The organism is Albidovulum sp., from assembly GCF_041919395.1.
In the GTDB taxonomy this organism is placed as follows: Bacteria; Pseudomonadota; Alphaproteobacteria; order Rhodobacterales; family Rhodobacteraceae; genus Albidovulum.
Window position 1 is genome coordinate 1 of record NZ_JAYRTX010000157.1, and the last position, 3,664, is coordinate 3,664.

5 protein-coding genes are annotated in these 3,664 nt (G+C 70.6%); 3 read left to right on the forward strand and 2 right to left on the reverse strand.

From position 1 onward, the window contains the following. Positions 1-139 precede the first annotated feature (139 nt). Genes ACMUOO_RS16620 through ACMUOO_RS16630 form a run of 3 tightly spaced genes read left to right on the forward strand, consistent with a single transcriptional unit; the run spans position 140 to position 2,572 of the window. Entirely contained in the window at positions 140-1,003 is an 864-nt protein-coding gene (locus tag ACMUOO_RS16620; RefSeq protein ID WP_301917879.1) for a branched-chain amino acid aminotransferase, read from the forward strand. A 6-nt stretch (positions 1,004-1,009) separates the two neighbouring features. Next, positions 1,010-2,071: a hypothetical protein gene (locus tag ACMUOO_RS16625; protein WP_301917878.1), complete on the forward strand. Its 1,062-nt coding sequence runs from the start codon at positions 1,010-1,012 to the stop codon at positions 2,069-2,071. 45 nt (positions 2,072-2,116) lie between these two features. Beyond that, on the forward strand, positions 2,117-2,572 hold the full coding sequence (locus ACMUOO_RS16630; RefSeq protein WP_301917877.1) for a universal stress protein: 456 nt from the start codon (positions 2,117-2,119) through the stop codon (positions 2,570-2,572). Between the two features lie 79 nt (positions 2,573-2,651). Here the strand turns inward: ACMUOO_RS16630 and ACMUOO_RS16635 are convergent, their stop codons facing one another. Together ACMUOO_RS16635 and ACMUOO_RS16640 are read right to left on the reverse strand one after the other, a co-directional pair. Continuing rightward, a complete protein-coding gene (locus ACMUOO_RS16635) occupies positions 2,652-3,110 on the reverse strand; it encodes a methylated-DNA--[protein]-cysteine S-methyltransferase (RefSeq protein WP_301917876.1) in 459 nt (152 codons plus the stop codon). Continuing rightward, positions 3,107-3,664 (reverse strand): class I tRNA ligase family protein (locus ACMUOO_RS16640; protein WP_413855756.1); only part of this gene is annotated, 558 nt, incomplete at its 5' end. The genes ACMUOO_RS16640 and ACMUOO_RS16635, both read right to left, overlap by 4 nt.

Consider the following 3,664-nt stretch of genomic DNA (forward strand, 5'->3'; position numbering starts at 1 on the left):
CGACTGGTCACGGGCTTAGCATTCCGCGCCGCGCCAGGGAACCGGCGACGGCGCACGCGGCGGCGCGCGGGTTGTCCCCGCCGGGATTGTTCACCATCATGCCGCCGACTCGCCGCCACGGCCCGAACGAGGATCCGAAATGACCACCGGCAAGAACATCCGCACTTGGTTCGAGGGCCGCTGGCACGACGGCGACGTGGCGGTGATGCGTGCGGCCGACCATGGCAGCTGGCTCGGCACCACTGTCTTCGACGGCGCGCGCTGGTTCGAGGGCGTCGCCCCCGACCTCGACCGCCACATGGCCCGCGTGAACCGCTCTGCCGCGGCGCTGATGATCACGCCGACGATGACAGCCGAGAAGATGGTCGAGATCGCCTGGGAGGGGTTGGCGACCTACCCCCGGGGCTCGGCCGTCTATATCCGGCCGATGTACTGGGCACTCGACGGCGACGCGACCGGCGTCGTGCCGGAACCGGGCTCCACCGGCTTCGCGCTCTGCCTAGAAGAAATCCCGATGGCGCCTCCGGAAGCCACGACGCGGCTGACGACGACGCGCTTTCGCCGGCCGGTGATCGAAAGCTCGCTCACCAATGCCAAGGCCGGCTGCCTTTACCCGAACAATGCCCGGATGCTTATGGAAGCCCGCGCCAAAGGCTACGCCAACGCGCTCGTCGCCGACGCGCTCGGCAATGTGGCCGAGACCGCCACCGCGAACGTCTTCATGGTCAAGGACGGGGAGCTTTTCACCCCCATCGCCAACGGCACCTTCCTTTCGGGCATCACCCGCGCCCGGCACATCGAGAACGCCCTCGCCGACGGGATGGCGGTGCACGAGACGGTGCTTTCGTTCGACGACTTCCGCTCGGCCGACGAGGTGTTCCTCTCGGGCAACTTCTCCAAGGTCACGCCCGTCGTCGAATTCGACGGCACGCATTACCAGCACGGGCGGGTGACGAAGCGGATGCGCGAACTCTACTGGGACTGGGCGCATTCCCGGGGTTGAGGCCCCGTGCGTCGGGCCGCCCGCCGGATCCTCGTCGTCTGGACCCTCGCCACCTGGGCCGCGACCGCTTGGGTCCTGTCCCTCAATCCCTTCGCCACGCCCCTGGTGGAGCGGACCGCAGCGGAGGCAAGAGCCGCCTTCACGCGCGCGATCGCCATCCGGGTGACGCCGGACTGGCTCGTTCCCCGACTGCAGGCGGCGGTGGCCGACGACGCGCCCGATGACGTCGCACTCTACCTCGAAATCGCGGCCGAGCATGGCGTCGCCATCCCGCCCCTGCTCGCGGCCAGGGCCGAAACGGTCATCGCCGCGCATGTCGGCGTCATCGCGGCGACCGCCGACTGCGCCCTGTGCGCCTGGGACATCACCGACTGCCCGACGCTTGCGATGATCGGTCTTTGTGCCGTGCCGGTGGAGATGACGCCGCTAGGTGACCTCAACGCGCTCCGCCGGGGCGCCGCCGACTGGGCCTCGGGCGCGGCGGTGGACCGGCTCGACGTCGGCCTCGCCGTCGTGGGTCTTGCGGCGACCGGCGCCGTCGTCGTCTCGGGCGGAACCTCGGCCACCGCCAAGGTCGGCGCCAGCCTTTTGCGGATGGCGCGGCGCATGGGCGCCGTCTCTCCCCGGCTCCTCGGAGCATTGGCGGACGTGGTCTCGGGCCTCGTTCTGTGGGAACGGCTGCCCGACGCGCTCGTCGGCCGGGTGCCGCTCGAATCGGCGGTCGAGTCCGCGCGCTGGTCACGGCTGACCGCCATCGCCGGCGACGCCGGGCGGCTCAGCGCCAATACCTCCACCGCCGAGGCGCTCGTGCTTCTGCGCAACGCCGACACGGCCGAGGACCTCTCCCGCCTCGCGCGCGTCTCTGACGCGGCAGGCAGCGACACGCGCAAGGTGATGCGCGTGCTCGGACCCGATGCCTTCCGCCTCCTCCGCCGGGTTTCGCATCTGGCGGAGCTTGCCATCGGCCTCGTGGCCCTCGTCGCCACGCAGCTGGCCGCGCTCGCGCTCGGTCTCCTGCGCATGGTGCTGCGCAGCCTTGCGGGCACGGCGCGCCGGCCGCTTGCCTGATCGCGCGCAACCGGCGATGATCGCACCACCTGACGGGGGAAATCCATGCGCAAGTTCCTGGTCGTTCTCGACGACAGCCGCGAGTGCCTGAACGCGATGCGGTTCGCCGCCCTCCGCGCGGCGCATACCGGGGCGGGCGTTACCATCCTATCGGTCATTCCGCCCGAGGAGTTCCAGCACTGGATCGGCGTCGCCGACATCATGCGGGCAGAGGCGCGCGAACGGATCGAGGCGCACTTCGAGGTCTTCGCCAAATGGATGCGCGACCGGCAGGGGATCGAGCCGGAGCTCGTCATCCGCGAGGGCGAGCCGGTCACGGAGATCCTTGCGCTCATCCGCGAAGACCCGTCGATCGGCGTCCTCGTCCTCGGCGCGGGGACGGACAAGTCGGGCCCCGGCCCGCTCGTCACGCAGCTCTCCAAGACCTCGGGCAACCTGCCGATCCCGATCACCATCGTGCCGGGCGAGCTTTCGAAGGAACGGCTGGAAGCGATCACCTGAGCGATCCGGCGGAGACGCCTTCTGTCGTGCGAGGGCTTTCCGCCCTCGCGCTCCCGGGAGTATTCGGCCAAGAAGAAGCTCAGAGGAGAAGCGAGGCTGCGCCCTCGTGTTTCAGAAGCGCGATCTTCGTCTCCACCCCGCCCGGGGCGGAAAAGCCGCCGAGACCGGTGGCACCGAGGACCCGGTGGCAGGGCACGATGATCGGGATCGGATTGCCGCCGCAGGCCTGGCCGACCGCCTGCGCGGGCACGCCGAGCGCGCCGGCGAGGTCGCCGTAGGTGCGGGTTTCACCGAAGGGGATCGCCACCATCGCCCGCATTACCGTGCCCTGCAGACCGGGGCGGAAGGCGATGGGCAGGTCGAAGGCGCGGCGGTGGCCTGCGAAGTACTCGCCAAGCTGCCGGCAGGCTTCGGAAAGCAGCGCGCCGCCCTCATCCGCGACCTCCGCCGCGCTCCATTCCAGCCGGGCGATGGCCCCGCCGTCCTCGGTCACGACCAGCCGGCCGAGCGGTCCGGAGAAGGCCGCGCGGCGCGTCACCCCAGAACGCCGTCGCAGCGGGCGCAGGTGCCCGGATGACGATGGCTGCCGACATCGGGCAGGATCTTCCAGCAGCGCTGGCACTTCTCGCCCTCCGCCATCTCGAAGACGACGCCGACGCCCGGCACCTCGGGCAGGCGGAAGGCTTCCTGCGGTTCGGGGTCGGCCGTGAGGACGAGGGCGGAGGTGATGCAGATGTCGGCGAAATCGACCGACCTCAGCGCCGTCAGCGTCTCGGCATCCTCGACATGGACCACGGGCGCCGCTTCCAGCGAGGCGCCGATGACCTTGGCGGCGCGGCTCACCTCGAGCGCGGCGGTCACGGTGCGGCGGACGCGGCGGATCTTCTCCCACTTCTGCGCCAGGGGCTCGTCGCGCCAGTCGGCGGGCGTGGCGGGGATGTCCTCGAGGTGGACCGAGGCGTCCGCTCCGGGGAAGCGCGACAGCCACACGTCTTCCATGGTGAAGACGAGGATCGGCGCGAGCCAGGTCACGAGCCGGTGGAAGAGGAGGTCGAGGACGGTGCGCGCGGCGCGGCGGCGGAGGCTCTCAGC